The organism is Blastomonas sp. (genome assembly GCF_030373265.1).
In the GTDB taxonomy this organism is placed as follows: domain Bacteria; phylum Pseudomonadota; class Alphaproteobacteria; order Sphingomonadales; family Sphingomonadaceae; genus Blastomonas.
Genome location: NZ_JAUCZC010000018.1, coordinates 64,238 through 80,264, shown reverse-complemented (window position 1 = coordinate 80,264; position 16,027 = coordinate 64,238). Strand labels below are relative to the sequence as shown.

16 protein-coding genes are annotated in these 16,027 nt (G+C 65.1%); 11 read left to right on the top strand and 5 right to left on the bottom strand.

Features of this window, described 5'->3' with window-relative positions; genetic code table 11:
- Positions 1-257: 257 nt before the first annotated feature.
- Together QUV11_RS11935 and QUV11_RS11930 are read left to right on the top strand one after the other, a co-directional pair.
- Positions 258-947, top strand: coding sequence for a L,D-transpeptidase family protein (locus QUV11_RS11935; RefSeq protein ID WP_300882976.1), 690 nt, complete (start codon positions 258-260; stop codon positions 945-947).
- A gap of 98 nt (positions 948-1,045) precedes the next feature.
- On the top strand, positions 1,046-1,393 hold the full coding sequence (locus QUV11_RS11930) for a GntR family transcriptional regulator (protein ID WP_300882974.1): 348 nt from the start codon (positions 1,046-1,048) through the stop codon (positions 1,391-1,393).
- Positions 1,394-1,428: 35 nt separating this feature from the next.
- On the opposite strand, the gene QUV11_RS11925 is transcribed toward QUV11_RS11930, so the two are convergent.
- The 4 genes from QUV11_RS11925 to QUV11_RS11910 all read right to left on the bottom strand — a co-directional run bounded on the left by QUV11_RS11925 (position 1,429) and on the right by QUV11_RS11910 (position 4,535).
- On the bottom strand, positions 1,429-1,719 hold the full coding sequence (locus QUV11_RS11925; RefSeq protein ID WP_300882972.1) for an addiction module antidote protein: 291 nt from the start codon (positions 1,717-1,719) through the stop codon (positions 1,429-1,431).
- Positions 1,719-2,012, bottom strand: a complete 294-nt coding sequence (locus QUV11_RS11920; RefSeq protein WP_300882971.1) for a type II toxin-antitoxin system RelE/ParE family toxin — start codon at positions 2,010-2,012, stop codon at positions 1,719-1,721. Before QUV11_RS11920 ends, QUV11_RS11925 begins: the two co-directional genes overlap by 1 nt.
- Positions 2,013-2,073: 61 nt before the next feature.
- Positions 2,074-3,270, bottom strand: coding sequence for a Xaa-Pro peptidase family protein (locus QUV11_RS11915; protein WP_300882969.1), 1,197 nt, complete (start codon positions 3,268-3,270; stop codon positions 2,074-2,076).
- Positions 3,267-4,535 carry an FAD-binding oxidoreductase gene (locus QUV11_RS11910; RefSeq protein WP_300882968.1) on the bottom strand — a complete coding sequence of 423 codons (1,269 nt, stop codon included), beginning with the start codon at positions 4,533-4,535 and terminating at the stop codon, positions 3,267-3,269. The genes QUV11_RS11915 and QUV11_RS11910 overlap by 4 nt, the downstream gene beginning before the upstream one ends.
- Positions 4,536-4,591: 56 nt before the next feature.
- Between QUV11_RS11910 and QUV11_RS11905 the strand changes: the two genes are divergently transcribed.
- The 8 genes from QUV11_RS11905 to QUV11_RS11870 all read left to right on the top strand — a co-directional run bounded on the left by QUV11_RS11905 (position 4,592) and on the right by QUV11_RS11870 (position 13,759).
- Positions 4,592-5,521, top strand: coding sequence for a dihydrodipicolinate synthase family protein (locus QUV11_RS11905; protein ID WP_300882966.1), 930 nt, complete (start codon positions 4,592-4,594; stop codon positions 5,519-5,521).
- 10 nt (positions 5,522-5,531) lie between these two features.
- Positions 5,532-6,530, top strand: coding sequence for a 4-hydroxyproline epimerase (locus QUV11_RS11900; protein ID WP_300882964.1), 999 nt, complete (start codon positions 5,532-5,534; stop codon positions 6,528-6,530).
- 7 nt (positions 6,531-6,537) lie between these two features.
- Entirely contained in the window at positions 6,538-7,215 is a 678-nt protein-coding gene (locus QUV11_RS11895) for a GntR family transcriptional regulator (RefSeq protein WP_300882962.1), read from the top strand.
- 20 nt (positions 7,216-7,235) lie between these two features.
- Positions 7,236-8,663, top strand: a complete 1,428-nt coding sequence (locus tag QUV11_RS11890) for an amino acid permease (protein ID WP_300882960.1) — start codon at positions 7,236-7,238, stop codon at positions 8,661-8,663.
- Between the two features lie 34 nt (positions 8,664-8,697).
- Positions 8,698-10,347, top strand: a complete 1,650-nt coding sequence (locus QUV11_RS11885; protein WP_300882958.1) for an amidohydrolase family protein — start codon at positions 8,698-8,700, stop codon at positions 10,345-10,347.
- Positions 10,344-11,930, top strand: a complete 1,587-nt coding sequence (locus QUV11_RS11880; protein ID WP_300882956.1) for an aldehyde dehydrogenase (NADP(+)) — start codon at positions 10,344-10,346, stop codon at positions 11,928-11,930. The genes QUV11_RS11885 and QUV11_RS11880 overlap by 4 nt, the downstream gene beginning before the upstream one ends.
- A complete protein-coding gene (locus QUV11_RS11875) occupies positions 11,927-12,115 on the top strand; it encodes a hypothetical protein (RefSeq protein ID WP_300882954.1) in 189 nt (62 codons plus the stop codon). The genes QUV11_RS11880 and QUV11_RS11875 overlap by 4 nt, the downstream gene beginning before the upstream one ends.
- A gap of 123 nt (positions 12,116-12,238) precedes the next feature.
- Positions 12,239-13,759 (top strand): NAD(P)/FAD-dependent oxidoreductase, encoded by a 1,521-nt coding sequence (locus QUV11_RS11870; protein WP_300882953.1) that lies wholly within the window; start codon positions 12,239-12,241, stop codon positions 13,757-13,759.
- A gap of 4 nt (positions 13,760-13,763) precedes the next feature.
- Here the strand turns inward: QUV11_RS11870 and QUV11_RS11865 are convergent, their stop codons facing one another.
- On the bottom strand, positions 13,764-14,570 hold the full coding sequence (locus tag QUV11_RS11865) for a DUF4163 domain-containing protein (RefSeq protein ID WP_300882951.1): 807 nt from the start codon (positions 14,568-14,570) through the stop codon (positions 13,764-13,766).
- Between the two features lie 46 nt (positions 14,571-14,616).
- Here QUV11_RS11865 and QUV11_RS11860 point away from each other — a divergent pair, with 46 nt between their 5' ends.
- Positions 14,617-16,017, top strand: coding sequence for a M17 family metallopeptidase (locus QUV11_RS11860; RefSeq protein WP_300882949.1), 1,401 nt, complete (start codon positions 14,617-14,619; stop codon positions 16,015-16,017).
- The last annotated feature ends 10 nt before the right edge of the window (positions 16,018-16,027 follow it).

Here is a 16,027-nt window from a genome sequence, read left to right as displayed (position 1 = left end):
GTGGCGCCAGCCCGTCAAGCTTCAACAACCATGTCGGGATGGATCGCCATATAGGTGCAGGACGGGCGATTGGCAAGAATTAAGTCGGCCCGTGCCGCGCCTGTCTGGCGGCATCCTGGCGCTGTTAACCCCCGACGCCTGCACCGTCCCGCTGGGGGACGCAGGCGATCGCGGGCTGGCGATTCGGGGTGGAGATGACTAATATGCTCGGCAAGGCTGCGATAATGCGGCCAGACGGGATCGACGGAGCAGATATCATGGCGGCAACCATCAAGCCGAAAGCCCGGCAAGTGGCGGGGGTCGGAATGCTCGCCGCAGCGGCGCTGCTGGTCACCGCCGTGGTCACCAGTGCGCCTGGCGATGCTGCGATCAAGTCCGCTGCGGTCGCCCCGCTTCCGGGGTCTGATGGCGCCAGCGGCAATGCACCCGAGGTCCGCGCGCTGACGCAGGCCGAGGCGGCCGCCACCAGCCCCGAGCAGATCGGCTATGCGATCAAGAGCGTCATGACCATCGACGGTCCGCTGGGCCATGGCAATTATTACTGGGATGAAAGCCGCGCGCCCGAGGCCGGGCCGATGCTGATTACGGTCGATCTCGAAGCGCAGACGCTGTCCGTGTTCCGCGACGGGCACGAAATCGGCGTGGCGGTGATCCTGTATGGCACCCCCGAAAAGCCGACACCGCTGGGTGCCTTTCCGATCACCCAGAAGAACGCCGACCACGTCTCGAACCTCTATGATGCGCCGATGCCTTATATGATGCGGCTGACCAACGACGGTGTCGCCATCCACGGCAGCGATGTCGAATGGGGCTATGGCACGCACGGCTGCATCGGTGTGCCCACATCCTTTGCCAAGAAGCTATTCGAACAGGTGAAGCTTGGCGACATCGTGATCATCACCAATGGGCAGCGCATTCATGTGGGGGATGCTGTCACCGGAGTGTGAGGTGCGGAATTGCTGCGCAGCGAAGGCGATTGTGCGCAGCATCGCGAGCCGGTGAATGCGCTTGACCTGACACGCTGTATTATGGCAGTGAAGCAGTGATGGCAGACAACAGCAAACCCGTTTATCTCAAGCTGCGCGATATCATTGCAGCGTCGATCCTTGATGGCGTCTACGCTGAAGGCGACATGCTCCCGTCCGTCCGCGCCTTTGCTGCCGAACAACAGGCCAACCCGCTGACCGTGGCCAAGGCCTATCAGATGTTCCAGGACCAGGGACTGGTCGAGGTCCAGCGTGGCGTGGGCATGTATGTCGCGCCGGGCGCCACCGAAAAGCTGCGCACCATGGAGCGCGAGGATTTCCTCAAGCACATCTGGCCGCCGGTGCTGCGCCAGATGCAGCGCATCGGTTTGTCAGCCAACACGCTGCTCGCTGACGAAAAGGCGTGATTGCCAGTTCGGCAAAACCACCTTCCCGGCGATGTTCACGCCGCCTTCGGGACCACCGCTAGCCGGACACCCATGGCATCCAGCAATGCCGCGACGGTCGAGAAAGACGGGTTTCCGGTCTCGCCCAGCGCCTTGTACAATCCGCCGCGGGTGATGCCGGCCGAATGCGCGAGGTCGCCCATGCCTTTTGCGCGGGCAACATGCGCTAGAGCCGCGCGCATTTCATCGGGATCGCCATCGGCAAAGACTGCGTCGAGATACGCAGCGATCGCGTCGCCGTCCGTGAGGAAATCGGCAATATCCCACTTGGTCGTTTCGATGGCCATCAATCCAGTTCCCTTGCCATGCTTTTGGCGTCTGCAATGTCCCTGCGCTGAGACCCTTTGCTGCCTCCGCACAGGAGAAGAATGAGGCTGTTCCCACGCGCTACGAAATACACCCGGTATCCCGCTCCATGATGGATACGCATCTCGCTGACCCCATCACCGACGGATGCAACATCGCCGAGGTTGCCAGTCTCTGCGCGCTCGATGCGCCTTGCAATCTGCGCCTTGGCGCGAATGTCCCGAAGGGCTTCGAACCAGTCTTTGAAACGCCGTGTCTGACGCACCTCGAGCATAAGGATGAATACGGCAAATCTGGCTACTTGTCAACTACAGTAGACAGATGCCCCGTTGAGATCACGCAAAGGGCGCGTCGATCGCGACCTGCGGCTGCGTGAACCACACCGGGCCACTGTCGGTCATGTAGAAATGATCCTCGAGCCGGATGCCGAAGCGGTCGGGGATGACGATCATCGGCTCGTTCGAAAAGCACATGCCAGCGGCGAGCGGGGTTGTGTCGCCGCGCACCAGATACGCAGGCTCGTGGATCGACAGGCCGATGCCGTGGCCGGTGCGATGGGGGAGGCCGGGCAGGGTATAGTCCGGTCCAAGGCCCGACGCTTCCAGCACATCGCGCGCGGCCTGATCGACGCTTTCGCATGGGTGTCCGGGTTGGGCTGCGGTGAACGCGGCGGCCTGGGCTGCCTTTTCAAGGTCCCAGATGCGACGCTGCTCGTCGTTCGGTTTGCCGAAAACATAGCTGCGGGTGATGTCCGAATGATAGCCCTGCACGGTGGTGCCGGTGTCGATCAGCACCATGTCGCCTTCGCGCAGCTCGGGATCGCCCGGCACGCCATGCGGGAAGGCGGTGCCGTGTCCGAACTGCACCATGCAGAAGGTGCTGGGTGATCCCCCGATCTTGCGGTGTGCCTCGTCGATGAAGCGGATGACCTCGCTCGCGCGGATCCCGTCGCGCAGGGTGAGTGCGGCGCGGCGGTGGATTTCGAGCGTCATCGACTTGGCCTGCTGCATCAAAGCGATCTCGGCCGGGGATTTGTGCATCCGGCTGCCGTCGACCGCCGCGGCGCCGCTGATCAGCGTCAGTCCCGGCGCATCCTTTGCGATGCGATCGACGAACAGGAAGGGCAGGGCCGGATCGATCGCGAGCGTGCCCGCGCCCCAGGCGCGGCACGTATCGGCGACCAGCGCGGTGGGCGATTTATCTTCCTGCCACAGCCGGAATTCCACCGGGATCTGCAGCTCGGCCTCAAGCGAGCCCAATTCAAAATAGGGCGCGATCAGGATCGGATCGCCGGTGACCGGGATCAGCAGCGCCACCAGCCGCTCGGTCGCGCCCCAGGGCACGCCGGCGAAATAGCGCAGGCTGGTCCCTGCGCCGATGATCAGCGCATCGGCGCCGCTGTCGCGGGTCAGGCGGCGCGCCTGCTCGATGCGTCGCAGCCGTTCGTCGACGCCGATCGGTGCGGCGGGGTCGGTCCAGCGGGTGATTGCCGCCAGCTGTGCTGCGGCGCTCGAGCCACCAATGCCTGTCATGTCGTGTCTCCAAATCGTGCCGGGTCGAAGGCTGCGATGTCTGTAATGGGGGACGTATCGGTCGCCAGTGCGGCGATCACCTCGCCGGTCACCGCGGCCAGCGTCAACCCCAGATGCTGATGCCCGAAGGCGTATAGCAGGTTGGCCGCGCGTGTGCTGCGCCCGATTGCCGGAAGATAATCGGGCAAGGTCGGCCGCGCGCCGATCCATTCGGTGCCCGGCGCGTCGAATGGCAGGCCCAATGCCGCGACATGCGATCGCAGCCTTTGCCATTTCCCGGGATCGGGCGGCGCGGCGCGCGCGGCGAATTCGATGAAGCTTGCCGCGCGCAGACCCCCTGCAAAGCGGGTGACGATCATCGATCGGTCCTCGAACGCGACCGGGGGCATATCGGCGGGCCAGCGGCTTTGGGCCGACTGGATGTGATAGCCGCGTTCGGCGATCAGGGGCATGCGCACCCCGATCGGCCGGAGCAGATCGGCAGACGCGGCGCCTGCGCTCAGCACGACATGATCCGCGGTCAGGCGCTCGTTGCCGATCTGGGCGAACGCTGCGCCGCTGTCGATGTGCAGGCCGTCGACCTGCGCGCGCCGGATCGTCCCGCCCGACGCCAGCAGAGCCTGCCGCAGACCATTGGCCAGCGCGCCGAGATCTGTGATCTGCCCCGAGCCGGCAAAGCGCACTGCGCCGGCGATCCGGGCCTTTGGTGCGAGCGCACGGATCATGGCGAGTTCGTCGGGGGTGGCATCGTGGACGCTGGCGGTGCCGATATCGGTCGCAAACCAGTGTGCGCGGCCGCCCGCGGCGGTTCGCTCGCTTTCCCACGCCACGAAGTGCCCGTCCTGCCGGAGCAGATGCTCGGTGCCGGTGATCGCGCACAGCCGCTGCCAGGCGGGCATGGCCTGGGCCAGCATCCCGGACAGGGCCTTGGTCCCCGCGGCAAAGCGGGCAGGGCTGCTCGCGCGCAGGAGCTTGAGGGCAAACGGCCCCCAGGTTCCGATCTGGCGGACCGGCAGCCCCAGGGCACCACGCGGGTAAAGCCGAGCAAAAGCACCCTTGATCATTCCGGAAGACGCGAGCGGTTGCACCTGCTCCACCGCGAGATGGCCCGCATTTCCCCAGGACGCACCTTGCGGCTTTTCCTGCGGCTCCAACACTGTCACACTGATGCCCGAACGCTGCAAATGCAGTGCCGACGAGAGGCCGACAAGGCCTCCGCCAACGACAAGCCCGGTCGCGCGAACGGAAGAGGAAACGGTTTTCATCTTGAGAGCCAAATCATATACTGTATACGATTTTGACCGCAACCGGAGTTTCCAGTGTGACCGCCACCGCATCGAAGACATTGTGGCAGGGTGTCTATCCCGCCGCCACCACCCAGTTCAGTGAAAGCCTCGCGATCGATCACGACGCCACCCAGCGGGTGCAGACGGCGCTGGTCGATGACGGGGTGGACGGGCTGATCGTGCTGGGCACCTGCGGAGAGAACAACTCGCTCGAAGCGGATGAAAAGCTCGCTGTGCTCAAGGGCGCGGTCGAGGCGGTGGGCAACCGGGTGCCGCTGGTCGCAGGCGTATCCGAATTCACCACCGCCCGCGCGGTGAAATACGCACAGGCAGCAGAGGCGATCGGCATCGATGCGCTGATGGTGCTGCCGGCCATGGTCTATGTGCCGAGCGTCGAGGAGCTCTACACCCATCTGCGCACCGTGGCCGAAGCGACCAGCCTACCGATCATGCTCTACAACAATCCCCCGGCCTACCGCGTCAATGTCGATTTCGATACGCTCGCCCGGCTCGAGGATGTGCCCAATATCGTCGCGATCAAGGAAAGCGCGCCTGATCCGCGCCGCTTTACCGACCTGTATAACCAGTTTGGCGATCGCTACACCTTGATGGCGGGCCTCGACGACGTCGCGCTCGAAGGCCTGATGCTGGGGGCATCGGGCTGGGTCTCGGGCCTGACCAGTGCCTTCCCGCGCGAATCGGTGGCACTGGTCGCGGCGCAGCGGCGCGGTGATTATACCGAAGCGCTGCGCATCTACCGCTGGTTCATGCCGCTGCTCCATCTCGATGCCGAGCATGACCTCGTTCAATCGATCAAGCTGGCCGAACAGATCATGGGGCGCGGATCGGAGCGGGTGCGGATGCCGCGCATGCCGCTGTCGGGCCAGCGCCGCGCCGATGTGATCGGCTGGGTCGAACGGTGCGCGGCGACGCGTCCGCTGCCGGACGCCGCCCGAGCCGCATGACAGCCGCCTGATGCGCCACACCTTCTTCTGCATCGACGGCCACACCGCGGGCAATCCCGTTCGTCTGGTGGTCGGTGGCGCGCCGCTGGTGCGCGGGGCCTCGATGGCCGAGCGGCGGCAGGACTTCATCGAGCGGTTCGACTGGATCCGCACCGGGCTGTGCTTCGAGCCGCGCGGGCACGACATGATGTCGGGCGGGTTTCTCTATCCGCCGACCAGGCCTGAAAACGACATCGGCATCCTGTTCATGGAGACATCTGGCTGCCTGCCGATGTGCGGCCATGGCACGATCGGCATCATCACCTTCGCGCTCGAACACGGGCTGATCCAGCCGCAGGTGCCCGGTCATCTCAAGGTCGAGGTGCCCGCAGGCGATATTGAAATCGACTATGTCCGCAAGGGCGACCGGGTGACCTCGGTGCGCATCCGCAACGTCGCCTCATTCGTCGCCGCTCAGGGTGTGATGATCGATGTGCCGGGGCTGGGGCCGCTCAGCATCGATATCGCCTATGGCGGCAATTTCTACGCGATCATCGAGCCGCAGGCGGGCTATCTCGGGCTCGATGCGTTGGGCGCGGCGCGGCTGGTCGAGATGTCGCGCATGATCCGTGCGATGCTGCGCGAGACCATCGAGCCGGTGCATCCGCTCGATGATCGCATTCGCGGGGTCAGCCATGTGCTGTGGGCCGATGCGCCCAAAGGCGAGGGAGCAGACGGGCGCAATGCGGTATTCTATGGCGAGCGCGCGATCGACCGCTCGCCCTGCGGCACCGGCACCTCGGCGCGGCTCGCGCATCTCGCGCATACCGGGCGGCTGCAGGTCGGCGATACATTCGTGCATGAAAGCTATATCGGCAGCCGCTTCACCGGGCGGGTCGAGGCGCAAGTCGAATTGGGCGGGCACACCGCGATCATTCCCTCGATCGAGGGGTCGGCGATTGCGACCGGGTTCAACACGCTGTGGATCGATGACGAAGACCCCTTCTGGCAGGGCTTCTGTGTGATATGAGAGGCGCATGAGCATCATCGCGCGCAATCTGTCCGAGCAACTGGTCGATCTGGTCCGCGACCGAATCCTCACGGGCGTCGTCGCCCCCGGCCGGCCGATACGGCAGGATGCTCTGGCGGCGGAACTGGGGGTCAGCAAGATCCCGCTGCGCGAGGCCCTGGCGAGGCTTCAGGAAGAGGGGCTGCTCGCATCGCAGGCCAATCGGGGTTTTACCGTGCGCCCGCTCAACGCGCGCGAGGCCGAGGAAGTCTTTGCGCTGCGGCTGACGCTGGAGCCGGGCATGATTGCTCTGGCGGCGCGCCGTGCGACATCCGCAGACCAGCGTACCGCGTCCGATATTCTGGCAAAGCTCGATACCCTCACCGACAGGCTGGGTGACGGCGTGGGGGCCTTCAACCGCGCCTTCCATATGGCGCTGCTGCGGCCGGCCAACCGGCCGGTGACCTTTACCATCCTGGAACGGCTGCACGTGCTTTCCGAACGCTATGTCCGCAAGCATCTCGAGCCGCTGGGCCGCAACGAGCGTGCCAATGGCGAGCATCGCGACATGCTGGCGGCGTGGCTGGGCCGCGACGAACCAGCGATCACCGCGCTTACCGCGGCGCATATCAGCCAGACACTGGACGATCTGCGCGTTCAGCTCGCGGCCAATGACACAGAAGCACCCGGCCAGACGCCAGGGTAAACCGACAAGGGGCGCACAAAATGGGGTTTTTCGGGCCGATCAAACCGATCGTCCAGGCGGCGGATGCGCCTGCAGGCAGCAGGCTCAAGCCGACCTTGTCGTGGCCGCATCTGATCGCGCTGGGCGTGGGAGCGATCGTCGGCACCGGCATCTATACGCTGACCGGCGTGGGGGCAGAGCGTGCCGGGCCCGCGGTGATCCTGGCATTCGCGATCGCGGGCGCTGTATGCGCCTGCGCGGCTCTGGCGTACGCCGAGCTCGCCACGATGATCCCGACCTCGGGGTCGGCCTATACCTATACCTATTCGGTGGTGGGCGAGACCCTGGCCTGGGTCGTCGGCTGGAGCCTGATCCTCGAATATTCGCTTGCCTGTTCGACCGTCGCGGTCGGCTGGTCGGGCTATCTTGTCGGCTGGCTGCAGTCAGCGGGCGTGGCATTGCCCGAGATGCTGCTGGCAGGACCGCATGCAGGCGGCATCATCAACCTGCCTGCGGTGATCGTCTCGCTGGCGATCGCCGGCATGCTGATGGCAGGCACCCGCGAAAGCGCGACGCTCAACATCATTCTGGTAATCATCAAGCTTGCCGCGCTCACCGCATTCATCGCGCTGGCGGCGCCCGCGTTCGATTCCGACAACCTCACCCCGTTCATGCCCTATGGCTTCGGCAGCACGGTCCAGGATGGCTCCACCCGCGGGGTTATGGCAGCAGCCGCGATCGTGTTCTTCGCGTTCTACGGCTTCGACGCGGTGGCGACATCGGCGGAAGAAGCGCGCAATCCGGGGCGCGATCTCACCATCGGCATCCTGGGATCGATGGCGGTGTGCACCTTGATCTACATGGCGGTGGCGTTGTCGGCGATCGGTGCGATGTCGTATCTCGATCTCGGCAACTCGCCTGAGCCGCTGGCTTTGGTGCTGCGCACTCTGGGACACCCGACCGCATCCTATCTGGTGGCGCTCGCCGCGCTGATTGCGTTGCCCTCGGTCATTCTGGTGATGATGTATGGCCAGAGCCGGGTCTTCTTCGTGATGGCGCGCGATGGCCTGCTGCCGCCGGTGTTGTCGCGGGTGTCGCCCAGGACCGGAGCGCCGGTGCTGGTGACGGGGATCACCGGGGTGTTCGTCGCCGCCGTCGCAGGCTTCTTCCGGCTCGATGAAATCGCAGAGCTCGCCAATGCCGGTACCTTGCTGGCGTTCATCGCGGTCGGCGCCTGCCTGATGATCCTGCGCAAGCGCGCGCCTGATCTCAAGCGCGTGTTCCGGTGCCCGCAGCCCTATCTGGTCGGCACGCTGGCGATCCTGGGCTGCCTGTATCTGATGATCAGCCTGCCGTCGCAGACACTGGTGCGCTTTGCGTTGTGGAACGTGGTGGGGCTTGCATTCTACTTCCTCTACAGCCGCTCGCGCAGCCAGGCGCTGCAGGACCAGACGGCGGCAGGGGTCTGACAGCATCATGCAGGGCAGAAGGGGAGCACGGACCATGCGGATCGGGCGTACAGTGTTGGCGGTTGCATCGGTGCTGGCGATGGCCGCCAGCGCATCGGTAGCGGTGCAGGGCCAAGCGTTGGGGCAGGCGCAGCAGCGTGACGTCGCAGATCCCATTCCGGCGCGCACGCTGGGCGAGGGGCCTTGGCCGCGCACCGTGCTGCGCAACGCGATCTATGTCGACGGCACCGGCGCACCCGCGCAAGGGCCGGTGGATATCGTCATCGAGAACGACCGGATCGTGCGGATCGTCTCGATCGGCTCGCCGGGCGCGATCGAGGAGGCACGGCGCCCCCCGCGTGGCGATCACGAGATCGACCTGACCGGCCATTACGTGCTCCCCGGCTTCGTCGACGCGCATGTCCATCTGCACACGCTGAGCGACGGGCAGGGCGTGCCGTCCGACTACGTGCTCAAGCTGTGGCTCGCGCATGGCATCACCACCGCACGCAATGTCGGCTCGTCCGAGATGTCGATCGAGCAGCAGGTCGCCATCAAAGGTCGGCTGGCACGCAACGAGATCGTCGGCCCCCGGCTCGATGTCTATCCGATGTTCCAGCAGATCGGCCTGCCGATCCGCACCGCCGAGGAAGGCCGGCTGGCGATCCGCGATGCCAAGCGGCGCGGCGCGGACGGGGTCAAGTTCATCGGCGGCAGCGAGGCGGCGCTGATTGCTGCGATCGAAGAGACCAGGAAGCTGGGCATGCACTCGACGATGCACCACGCGCAGGGCGTCGTCGCGTATGCCAACGTGCTGCGCACCAGCGAGGCTGGCCTTGAATCGATGGAGCATTGGTACGGCCTGCCCGAAGCCATGTTTACGGGCCAGAAGTTGCAGGACTGGCCGACCGATTTCATCAACACCGACGAGCAGATGCGCTTTGGCGAAGCGGGCCGATTGTGGAAGCAGACCGCAAAGCCGGGGTCGGACAAATGGAATGAGGTGATGGAGACGCTGCTCGAACGCGGCTTCACGCTCGACCCCACCTTCACCGCGTATCTTGCCAGCCGCGACCTGATGCGGATGAACCGCGCTTTCTGGCACAATGAATACACCATGCCCGCTTTGTGGGACTGGTACCGGCCCAGCCGGATCAACCACGGATCGTACTGGTTCGACTGGACCACCGAGCGCGAGATGGACTGGAAGGAAAACTACGGTCTGTGGATGACGTTTGTGAACGAATACAAGAACCGCGGCGGGCGAGTCACCGTGGGTTCAGACGCGGGCTATATCTATAACACCTACGGCTTCGGCTATATCCAGGAGATGGAGCTGCTGCGCGAGGCCGGGTTCAGCCCGCTCGAGGTGATCAACTCGGCGACGCAGCAAGGCGCGCGGCTGCTGGGACACGAGGCCGATATCGGCACCATCGAGCCCGGTAAGAAGGCCGATCTGGTGATCGTGAAGGGCAATCCAATCGCAAACCTCAAACTGCTGTTTGCCACCGGAACGCTCAAGCTCGACGATGCCACCGGCAAGGCACAGCGGGTCGGCGGCATCGCCTGGACGGTGAAGGATGGCATTTTTTACGAAGGCAAGGCGTTGCGCGCGGATATCCGCAACATCGTCGCGCGATCGAAGGCCGAGCGCGGTCTCCCGCCAGGCTATATGACAATCGAACAGGAAGATTTGACGCAATGACCACCCCCGTGACCCTTACGGGTGAATATTTTATCGCAGGCGAACGCCGCGGCTGTGGCGAGGTGTTCCACGCCTACGACCCAAGTGCAGGCGCCAGCATCAAGGACATCGGCTTTTTCACATCGGGGGATGCGGATATTGACGATGCCTGCGCTGCTGCCGATGCCGCTGCGGTCGCCTATGCCGATCTGCCGCTGGAAACCCGCGCTGCGTTTCTGGATGCCATCGCCGCGCATATCGAGGCGCTGGGCGACGCACTGATCGACCGGGCGGTGCGCGAAACCGGGCTGCCCGCCGCGCGCATTACTGGCGAGCGCGGTCGCACCTGCGGCCAGTTGCGGCTGTTCGCCAGCGAGGTGCGCGATGGCCAGTGGCTCAAGCTGCGCATCGATCATGCTGACCCTGCACGCACTCCGCCCAAGCCTGACCTGCGCTTGCGCATGGTGCCGCTGGGGCCGGTCGCGGTGTTCGGAGCCTCCAACTTCCCGCTCGCCTTCTCGACGGCGGGCGGTGACACCGCATCGGCGCTCGCCGCAGGCTGCCCGGTGGTGGTCAAGGGCCACCCCGCGCATCCGGGGACATCCGAACTTGTCGCGGGCGCGATTGTCCGGGCAGCGGCTGACACGGGTGTTCCAGCCGGCGTGTTCAGCCTGCTGAGCGGCACCGACAATGCGATCGGCGCAGCGCTGGTCGCGGACCCGCGCATCCAGGCGGTGGGCTTTACCGGTTCGCGCAGCGGCGGCGAGGCGCTGATGAAGATCGCGGCCGCCCGGCCACGGCCGATCCCGGTCTATGCCGAGATGTCCGCGATCAATCCCGTCATCCTTCTGCCAGCAGCCCTGGCGGCGCGCGGCAAGGCCCTGGCGGCAGGGTTTGTCGGCTCGCTCACGCAGGGATCGGGACAGTTCTGCACCAATCCTGGATTGGTGCTGGCGATCGAGAGCGCTGCCCTCGAAGCCTTTCTCGCCGAGGCTGGCCAGATCGTTGAAAACCAGCCACCGCAAACGATGCTGACCGCGGGCATTCACGCCGCATTTGAGAAAGGCAGCGCCGCGCTCGCTGCCACGGCCGAGGTGCAGACGATCGCGCGCGGGGTCCACCCCACCGGCCCCCACGAGGGCCGCGCGGCGTTGTTCAGCGTCAGCGCCGCTGACTGGATCGCCCATGCCGAGCTCCAGCACGAGGTGTTCGGTGCCGCGTCGGTCGTGGTGCGCTGCGCCGACCGCGACGAACTCGTGACAGTGGTTGCCGCACTGGAAGGCCAGTTGACCGCGACGCTGCAAATGGATGAAGCAGACTTTGACGATGCCCGTGCCGTGCTGCCGGTGCTCGAGCGGCGCGTCGGCCGCATTCTCGCCAATGGCTGGCCGACCGGGGTCGAAGTCGGCCACGCGATCAACCACGGCGGGCCTTACCCTGCGACCTCGGACGGTCGCTCCACCTCGGTCGGCACGCTGGCAATCGACCGATTTGTGCGCCCGGTAACCTACCAGGACCTGCCGCCTGCGCTGCTGCCTCAACTACTGCGCGAGGGTGCCCAGGCCGGCATGGTGTCGCGCATCGATGGAGAATGGACGTTTTGATACACCTGCCTGCCGAGATTGCCGATTATGTCTTGCGTTCCTGCCCTGCACGTACCGAGGAAGCGGTGATGAGCCGCTTCGGGATCAGCTACAACACCTTCCGCAAGATCGAGCGCGGCGAGCCGATCCGCGCGTCTGTCGCGCATCGCCTGCTCGAGCGTATCGAGGAGGAGCGCGTCGCCTGATCGCGGTTTATGGCCGGATCGGGCCAAAACCGGTTGCAATTTACAACGATGTCAGCATGGTATAGCCTTTGACTGACGCGAGAGATCCGCAGCCAAGCGGACTGCGACCGGAGAGCCTGAGCCATGAAGCACGAAAAGCCGTCCGACCTCAAAGCCGCCACCCATCTCGACGTACTGATCATCGGTGCGGGGATTTCGGGCCTCGGCATGGCCGTTCACCTCAAGGAAAAATGCCCCGGGCGCAGCTTCGCGATCCTCGATCAGCGCAGCGACATCGGCGGCACCTGGAACCTGTTCCAGTATCCCGGCATCCGCTCGGACAGCGACATGCACACGCTTGGCTTCGAGTTCGAACCCTGGCGCGAGCAGAAGGCGATCGCCGATGGTCCGTCGATCCTGAGCTATCTGCGCCGCATCAAGGACGAACGCGGCCTGGCCGATCACATCCGGCTGGGCCACAAGGTGCTGTCGGCGAGCTGGTCGAGCAGCGAGGCGCGCTGGACGATCGCCGCCGAGGTCAAAGGGCAGGGCGTATGCCACCTCACGGCGAACTATCTGTTCATGGGCACCGGCTATTACGACTACGATCAGGGCTATGACCCGGCGTTCGAAGGCCGCGAGAGCTTTGGCGGGCAGATCATTCACCCGCAGTTCTGGCCCAAGGACTTCGATTATGCGGGCAAGCGCGTGGTCGTGATCGGATCGGGCGCCACCGCAGTGACGATCGTGCCGTCGATGACCGACAAGGCCGCGCACGTCACGATGCTCCAGCGCACGCCGACCTGGTACTGGAGCCGTCCGGCCAAGGACTGGCTCGCCAATTCCCTGCGCAGCATCATGCCCGATGAATGGGCCTATCGCTTCATCCGCTTCAAGAACGTCCGCATGCAGCAAATCTCGTTCAAGCGCGCGCGCGAAAATCCCAAGAAAGTCGGCGACTATCTGCTCAAGCGGATCCGCAAGATCATGGGCTCCAAGATGAACGAGCCCGATTTCCAGCCGCCTTACGGCCCGTGGGAACAGCGATTGTGCCTCGTCCCCGATGGCGACATGTTCAAGGCGATCCGCGACGGCAAGGCGGACATCGTCACCGGTCATATCGACAGGTTCACCCCCACCGGGATCCAGCTCAAATCAGGCAGGAATCTGGATGCCGATGTCATCATCACCGCCACCGGGCTGAAGCTGGCGATGGCAGGCAAGGTCGCGTTCTCGGTCGACGGCGCACCGGTCGATTTCACCCAGCGTTTCTATTACAAGGGCTGCATGTTCAGTGATGTGCCCAACATGGCGATCGTCTTCGGCTATCTGAACGCGTCCTGGACGCTCAAGGTCGATATCGTCGCCGATTATGTCTGCCGCACGCTCAACCACATGCAGGCGACCGGCAGCCACATCGCGGTCCCCGTGCTCGGCAGCGATGGCCCGGTCAACGAGGAGGAGATCTTCGATTTCTCCTCAGGCTATGTCCAGCGGGCGCTTGATATCCTGCCCAAGCAGGGCGATCGCATGCCGTGGCGGCTCAACCAGGATTACCTGTTCGATCGCAAGGTGCTGCGCGAGGAAGCCGTCGATGATGGCGTGCTTGCGTTCCGCCGGGCTGACGTGACGACCTCGGAGCCGGCCGCGATCGCAGCCGAATAATGCCCTATCGTGCCGGGATGGCAAAGGCGCTGCGATAAGCGGGCTTGACCTGATCGAGGGTCGCGCCGGCCAGCGGCAGGCTGATTTCATATGCGCCTTCGACATAGGGGCCCGCAACATAGGGCGCGGCGATGAACATCATCCGGTCGAACCCGGTTTCGTCGCTGGCGTATGGCACCATCACCAGATCTGAAAAGGGCGGGCAGCTGTTGAACATGTCGTCGGGCTCGCCCATGTCCGCGCCGCGCTTTTGCCGTCGTTCGCCGGTCAGGGCCGCGCAATAGCGTTCGCGCAGCGGTTCCAGCGTCCCGCCCCAATCGTTGAACAGGGCGGCCAGTTCCACCCGCTGGTTGGTCGCCTTGTCCCAGATAAGCGCCTCATAGCCGGTGTTGCCGTGCGCACCTCCCGAATAGCTGCTGATTTCGGCCACCATCGCCAGCACCTGCTCGGTTTCTCCGGTGACCTTCCATGCCACCCCCAGCATATGGGGATTGAACGGATAGCCGTTGTCCGCAGCATCTTTTTGCGCCTCGGCGGTCTGCGTTTCGATGTCGCTCAGCGCCTTGATGCGTTCGGCGTCCAGCATCGCGGCGAGCTTCGGCAAGGCTGCGGCCGGACCGGGATAGGCGTAGGTGAAAGCGAAGGTGCTGGTCTCGCGTTCGAAATCGACCGGCGCTGGCGGCTGACTGCGGGCGGTGGGCGCATCCGGTTCGGCGGCGACGGGCACGCCCTGCTCGCATGCGGCCATGGCCGGCAGCGCCAATGCTGCCAAGGCGATCAGGATCAAATGGGCGGGTTGGCGGATTGCCATATTTCTGTCTCGCTCGACTGGCGTAAAAATGCTCTATGCTGCGATGATGATAGATTTGTCCCACCTCGTCCAGCCGGACATTGGCCAGCCCGCACGCACGCTCCACCTTGTCGACAAGCCAGGGCTGGACGCATGGCTGACATCGGCGGCACCGCGCGTGCGCAACCACCTTGCCGCAATGCGCTTCACCGCCAGGCCTCACGAACTGGTGGTGGTGCCAGGCGATGGCGCCGACGACTGGGCGGCGGTGCTGGGCGTATCGGACAGCACCAATCTGCGGCCCTGGTGTCTTGCCAAGGCGCCCGAGGTGCTGGCAGGCGGCAGCTACCGGATCGCAGTCGAGGGCAAGCCCGGCGATGCAGCGATCGGCTGGGCGCTCGCGCAGCATCGCCTGACCGGCTACAAGAAGCCCGAAGACAATCCGCAGGGCCCTCGCGTTCTGCTGACGTCCGACCCGGCCAGGCTTCCCGACCGGATCGCCGAGGCGGAAGCGACCGCGTGGGTGCGCGACATGGTCAATACGCCCGCCGAAGACATGGGGCCGGCTGACCTCGAAGCGGCAGCAGAAGCGCTCGCGAAACGCTATGGCGCAGTGTTGGACGTGACCCGCGGTGACACGCTCGCGATGGGATATCCGATGATTCACGCGGTCGGCCGGGCCGCAGCACGCAGCCACGCGCCGCGGCTGATCGAACTGCATTGGGGCCGCGAGGAGCATCCGCGGTTGGCGATCGTCGGCAAGGGTGTGTGCTTCGACAGCGGTGGGCTGGATATCAAGCCGGCATCGGGCATGCTGTTGATGAAGAAGGACATGGGCGGCGCGGCGCATGCGCTGGCGCTGGCGCAGTTGATCATGCGCTCGGGCCTGCCGGTGCGGTTGCACATGCTGGTCGGCGCGGTGGAAAATGCGATATCCAGCAACGCCTTCCGCCCGGGAGATGTGCTCAAAAGCCGCAAGGGCATCCAGGTCGAGATCGGCAACACCGATGCCGAAGGTCGGCTGGTGCTGGGCGATTGCCTTGCCAAAGCCAGCGAGACCGCGCCCGATCTGATGATCGACTTCGCCACGCTCACCGGCGCGGCGCGGGTCGCGCTGGGTCCGGACCTGCCGGCGGTGTTCGCCAACAGCGATCCGCTCGCCGATGGCCTTGTCGCCAGTGGCACGCTCACCGGCGACCCTTGCTGGCGGCTGCCGTTATGGGCGGGCTATGAGGACATGTACGCCAGCGACATTGCCGATATCGGCAACAGCGGCGGGGCGTTTGCCGGCGCGGTGACCGCCGCGCTGTTCCTGCAGCGTTTTGTCGGCGACGGCGTCCCCTGGGCGCATTTCGATACCTTTGCCTGGCGGCCGACACCGCGCCCGGGCCAGCCCAAGGGCGGCGAAGCCTTGGGCCTTCGCGCATCCTGGCATTATCTGCGTGGCCGTTATGGCGCCAGCGGCTGACCTGGCCGTG